Below are 4,726 nucleotides of genomic sequence, written 5' to 3' on the forward strand. Positions count from 1 at the left end.
GACGCGACGCGGGAGACCGGTTCGAGCGTCGTGACCGCGACGAGCGACCGGCTCGCGACAGCCGCGACGAGAAGCCGTTCCGCAAGCCCCGTCACAAGAGCTGACGCGCATCGCGCGCGGTTCGGACTATCCCGTTCCGCGCGCGAGTTGCGCCGCGACGTCGATCAGCGGCTCCGGGTGCGCCAACAATGCCCGCTGTTCGGGGTGTGCGATGAGGTGCGCGATCAATCGATGTGCGCCCGCCACCGTCGGCTGCCAGTAGCCACCGACGTGATGGCGGCTCAGCGGCAGCGTCGTGCTCTCGCCATCGACAGTGAGCGTCACCGCTCCATCATCGGGCTCGATGCCGGGGTCGCTCAGCATCGCCGCCGTCAGTGCGCCGAGCAGTACCGTGCCGAAGAACCCGGGCAGCCGGAACCGCGTCGTCGGCACATCGAGAGCGACCCCCTCCACGCGGTCCCACGGCACGATCCCTTGACCTTCGGCACCTCGGCGGATGATCACCGCCTGCGGAGTGAGACGAAGATGGTGTCGCCCGGGGTCTCCGAGCGCCAGAGCATTCGGAACGACGATCAGAGGCCCGAAACGCTTCACGACCCGTCGCTCGCGGGCGGGAGCGCGGCCGGCCCCTCTGTCACGAGGATGTGGAACTGTGCCGCGTCGAGGATCCGGATTCCGAGGTCCTCGGCCTTGGCGAGTTTCGATCCCGCGCCGGGACCCGCCGCTACGAAATCCGTTTTCTTCGACACGCTCGACGCAGCCTTACCGCCCGCGTTGATGATCGCCTCCTGCGCGCCGTCGCGGGTGTAGCCGTCGAGGGAGCCGGTGGCCACCACCGTGAGACCTTCGAGCACTCCCCCCGCCGCAACCGCCGCACCCGGCCCGGGGTGGCCAGGCGTCGACCACTGCACGCCCGCATCGGCCCACTGCTGCACGATCTCTTGATGCCAGTCGACCTCGAACCATGCGAGCAGGGAATCGGCGATGATGCCCCCCACGCCCTCGACGGCGGCAAGCTCGTCTCGCGTAGCCGCACGGATCGCATCGAGAGAGCCGAACCACTGCGCCAGAGCCCGGGCGGCGACGGGGCCGACGTGGCGGATGTTGAGCGACACCAGCAGTCGCCACAGCTCCTTGGTCTTCGCCTTCTCGAGCTCGGCGAGCAGGGTGAGCGCCTGCGACGACGGCTGCGGCCCCTCGAGACCCGACTTCTTCTCGGCCGCGGTGGGGTTGCGTCGGAAAGGAGCGCGCGTCTTGACGATCCCGTCCTCGTCCTCCTTCGGGAGTCCGGTCTCGGAATCTCGCACGAACAGTTCGATGGGTACGAGCTCCTCGAGGGTGAGGGCGAACAGCCCGGCCTCGGTCTCGAGCGGGGGCACAGCCGGTGAGGTCGGTTGGGTGAGCGCCGCAGCGGTCACCTCGCCGAGCGCTTCCACATCGAGGGCGCCGCGGGATCCGATGTGCTCGACACGGCCACGGACCTGAGCGGGACACGAACGCGCGTTCGGGCACCGGAGGTCGATGTCGCCTTCCTTCATCGCGCGTAACGGTGTACCGCATTCCGGGCACTCGACCGGCATGACGAACTCCCGCTCGCTGCCGTCGCGCTTCTCGACCACGGGACCGAGAACCTCGGGGATCACGTCGCCGGCCTTGCGCAGAACGACGGTGTCGCCGATCAGCACGCCCTTGGCCTTGACGACATCCTTGTTGTGCAGCGTGGCCTGGCGGACGACGGAACCGGCGACATGCGCGGGCGCCATGACGGCGAACGGCGTGGCGCGCCCCGTGCGTCCCACCGATACGACGATGTCGAGGAGCTTGGTCTGGACCTCTTCGGGCGGGTACTTGTAGGCGATGGCCCAGCGGGGCGCTCGGCTCGTCGCGCCGAGTTCGTCGTGCAGCTCGAGCTCGTCGACTTTGACCACGATGCCGTCGAGCTCGTGCTCGATGTCATGACGGTGCTCGCCGAAGTACTCGACGAAGGACACCACCTCGTCGATCGTGGGGCACACCTTCGTGTGCGGGCTCGTGGGCAGACCCCATTCGGCGAGCAGGTCGTACACCTCGCTCTGCGCGGCGACGGGAGGGTTCGTCCACGCGCCGATGCCGTGCACGTAGAGCGCGAGCGACTCGATGCGCAGGAGTCCGGCCTCGAGTTCGAGGCCGTTCTTCTTGTCGATCTGCTGGCGGAGCCCGCCGCTGGCGGCATTGCGCGGATTGGCGAACGACGGGAAGCGTCGGGCGGCCGCCGTCTGCGCTTTCTCCTCGTCGAACGCCTTCTTCGCGCCTCCCCTGGCTTCCCAGCGCGCGAGAGCATCGGCGTACGCGCGGTCCCGGAAGTCGGCCTGCGCAGCGTTGAGACGCTCGAACGCTGCGACAGGGATGAATACCTCGCCACGCACTTCGACGATCGGGGGATGACCCTCCCCGCTCAGCCGTTGCGGGATCTCTGGCAGACGGAGGGCGTTCTCCGTCACGATCTCGCCGACGCGGCCGTCGCCCCGAGTGGCGGCAGAGGTGAGGACGCCGTTCTCGTATCGGAGGTTGATCGCGAGCCCGTCGATCTTCAGCTCGGTGAGCCACGCGACCTCACGCCCGGCGGCGGCCCTGGTCTTCGCCGCCCACTCCCGCAGCTCGTCGACGGAGAAGACGTTGTCGAGGCTGAGCATGCGCTCGGCGTGCTCGATCGTCGCAAGCCCCGTTGCCTCGGCCGCCCCGACCATCTGGGTGGGCGAATCCTGACCCTGCAGCTCGGGGTGCAGCCGCTCCAGTTCCTCGAGCCGATGCATCCATCCGTCGTAGGTGAAGTCATCCACGACCGATGTGTCACGGCCGTAATAGGCCTCCTTCGCGTCGAGGATGCGAGCGGTCAGCTCCTCGGCTTCGGTTCGGGCGTCTTCCAGCGAGATGTTCTCCGGCACCCCGCCAGTCTACGAGCGGGCACCGACACCGATGGGGTCTACGCGCCGACAGGCACCGCCGACACCGTGGTGTCGATCGTGAACTGCCCGAGCACCCGGGTGCCGACGTAGAGCACGGCGGTCTGCCCAGGCGCGACCCCGTCGAGCGGGACCTCGGGCGTCACCCGGACCCCGTCATCCGAGACGATCGCACGTGCAGCGACCGGCTCGGAGTGCGCGCGGATCTGCACGTGGCACTCGAAGGAGGTCTCCGTCGGCGCGGCCCCGGCCCAGCTGAACCGCTCCCCCGCGATCTCCGCGATCGCGAGAGCCTCCTTGGGCCCGACGACGACGGTGTTCGACACCGGTCGGACTTCGAGCACGAATCGAGGCTTGCCGTCCGCCGCAGGCACACCGAGCTTGAGCCCGCGTCGCTGTCCCACCGTGAAGGAGTGTGCCCCCTCGTGCGATCCGACGACTTCTCCGCTGCGATCGACGATCTCGCCCGTAGCGGTGCCGACCTTCTCGGCGAGCCACCCACGGGTGTCCCCGTCGGGGATGAAGCAGATGTCGTGGCTGTCCGGCTTCTGGGCGACGGTCAGGCCGCGTGCTGCCGCCTCGGCGCGAACGATCGCCTTCGAGGGAGTGGACCCGAGCGGGAAGTAGGTGTGTGCGAGCTGCTCCGCGGTCAGCACGCCGAGGACGTAGGACTGATCCTTGGCATTGTCCGAGGCACGATGCAGCTCCAGTCCGTCGGCACCGTCCACGAGCGTGGCGTAGTGCCCGGTGCACACGGCGTCGAAGCCGAGCTCGATCGCGCGCTCCAGAAGGGCCGCGAACTTGATCTTCTCGTTGCACCGCATGCAGGGGTTGGGCGTGCGTCCGGCCTGGTACTCGGAGATGAAGTCTTCGATGACGTCGTCGCGGAACCGCTCGGAGAAGTCCCACACGTAGAAGGGGATGCCGAGCAGGTCGGCGGCCCGGCGGGCGTCGAGTGCATCCTCGATGGTGCAGCACCCGCGACTGCCCGTGCGGAGCGTTCCACCGGCTCTGGAGAGTGCCAGGTGCACGCCGACCACATCGTGCCCCGCCTCCACGGCTCTGGCTGCCGCGACGGCGGAGTCGACGCCGCCACTCATCGCCGCAAGAATCCGCATGGGAACAGTCTACGAGCGTGCGCCTGTGCCGGCGCCGGATGCTCGTGCATAGGCATCGCCGATCGCGGCGAGCACCGCCTCGACATCGGCGTCCGTCGACGTCCGGCCGAGCGAGAATCGCAGCACGCTGCGCGCATCGCGTTCGCTCCGCCCCATCGCCATCACGACGTGCGACGGCTCGGCGACGCCCGCCTGGCACGCCGATCCGGTCGACGCCGCGACCCCGGCGACGTCGAGGAGGAACAGCAGACTCTCCCCCACCGCACCGGGAAAGAGCACATGCGCGTTGCCCGGCAAGCGGTCCGTCGGATCGCCCAGAAGCTCGGCTTCCGGGACGGCGGAACGTATGCCCGAGATGAGACGGTCGCGCAGTGCGCGCAGTCGCGCCGCCTCCCCCGTCCGCTCGATCTCGGCGAGCTCGAGCGCGGTGGCGAACGCCGCAGCACCCGCGACGTCCTGGGTTCCGGCTCGGAGCCCGCGCTGTTGCGCGCCGCCGCGCAGCAACGCGGTCACGCGGGCCGTGCGTGCAGCGACGAGAACCCCGACGCCGACGGGCGCCGCGATCTTGTGCCCGGCGAGGCTCATGGCCACGAGTCCGACTCCCCCGGCGGCGTCTCCCCTCAGATCGCGGAAAGACAGCGGCACATGTCCGAGGGCCGCCACGGC

Annotated in this window: 4 protein-coding genes; all 4 read right to left on the minus strand. The window is 69.3% G+C overall.

Annotated features, from left to right (window positions below; all coding sequences use genetic code 11):
* Positions 1-126: 126 nt before the first annotated feature.
* Positions 127-594: a hypothetical protein gene (locus ACNPM4_RS13535; protein ID WP_448986011.1), complete on the minus strand. Its 468-nt coding sequence runs from the start codon at positions 592-594 to the stop codon at positions 127-129.
* Positions 591-2,924 carry an NAD-dependent DNA ligase LigA gene (ligA, locus tag ACNPM4_RS13540; RefSeq protein ID WP_448986012.1) on the minus strand — a complete coding sequence of 778 codons (2,334 nt, stop codon included), beginning with the start codon at positions 2,922-2,924 and terminating at the stop codon, positions 591-593. The genes ACNPM4_RS13535 and ligA overlap by 4 nt, the downstream gene beginning before the upstream one ends.
* 38 nt (positions 2,925-2,962) lie before the next feature.
* Positions 2,963-4,060: a tRNA 2-thiouridine(34) synthase MnmA gene (gene mnmA, locus ACNPM4_RS13545; RefSeq protein WP_091036152.1), complete on the minus strand. Its 1,098-nt coding sequence runs from the start codon at positions 4,058-4,060 to the stop codon at positions 2,963-2,965.
* A gap of 9 nt (positions 4,061-4,069) precedes the next feature.
* Positions 4,070-4,726 (minus strand): cysteine desulfurase family protein (locus ACNPM4_RS13550; protein ID WP_448986013.1); only part of this gene is annotated, 657 nt, incomplete at its 5' end.

It is taken from the genome of Microbacterium umsixpiens, assembly GCF_053543675.1.

Coding starts and splice junctions, on each gene's coding strand:
- mnmA (WP_091036152.1), bottom strand. CDS start 4,060: ATGCGGATTCTTGCGGCGATGAGTGGCGGCGTCGACTCCGCCGTCGCG.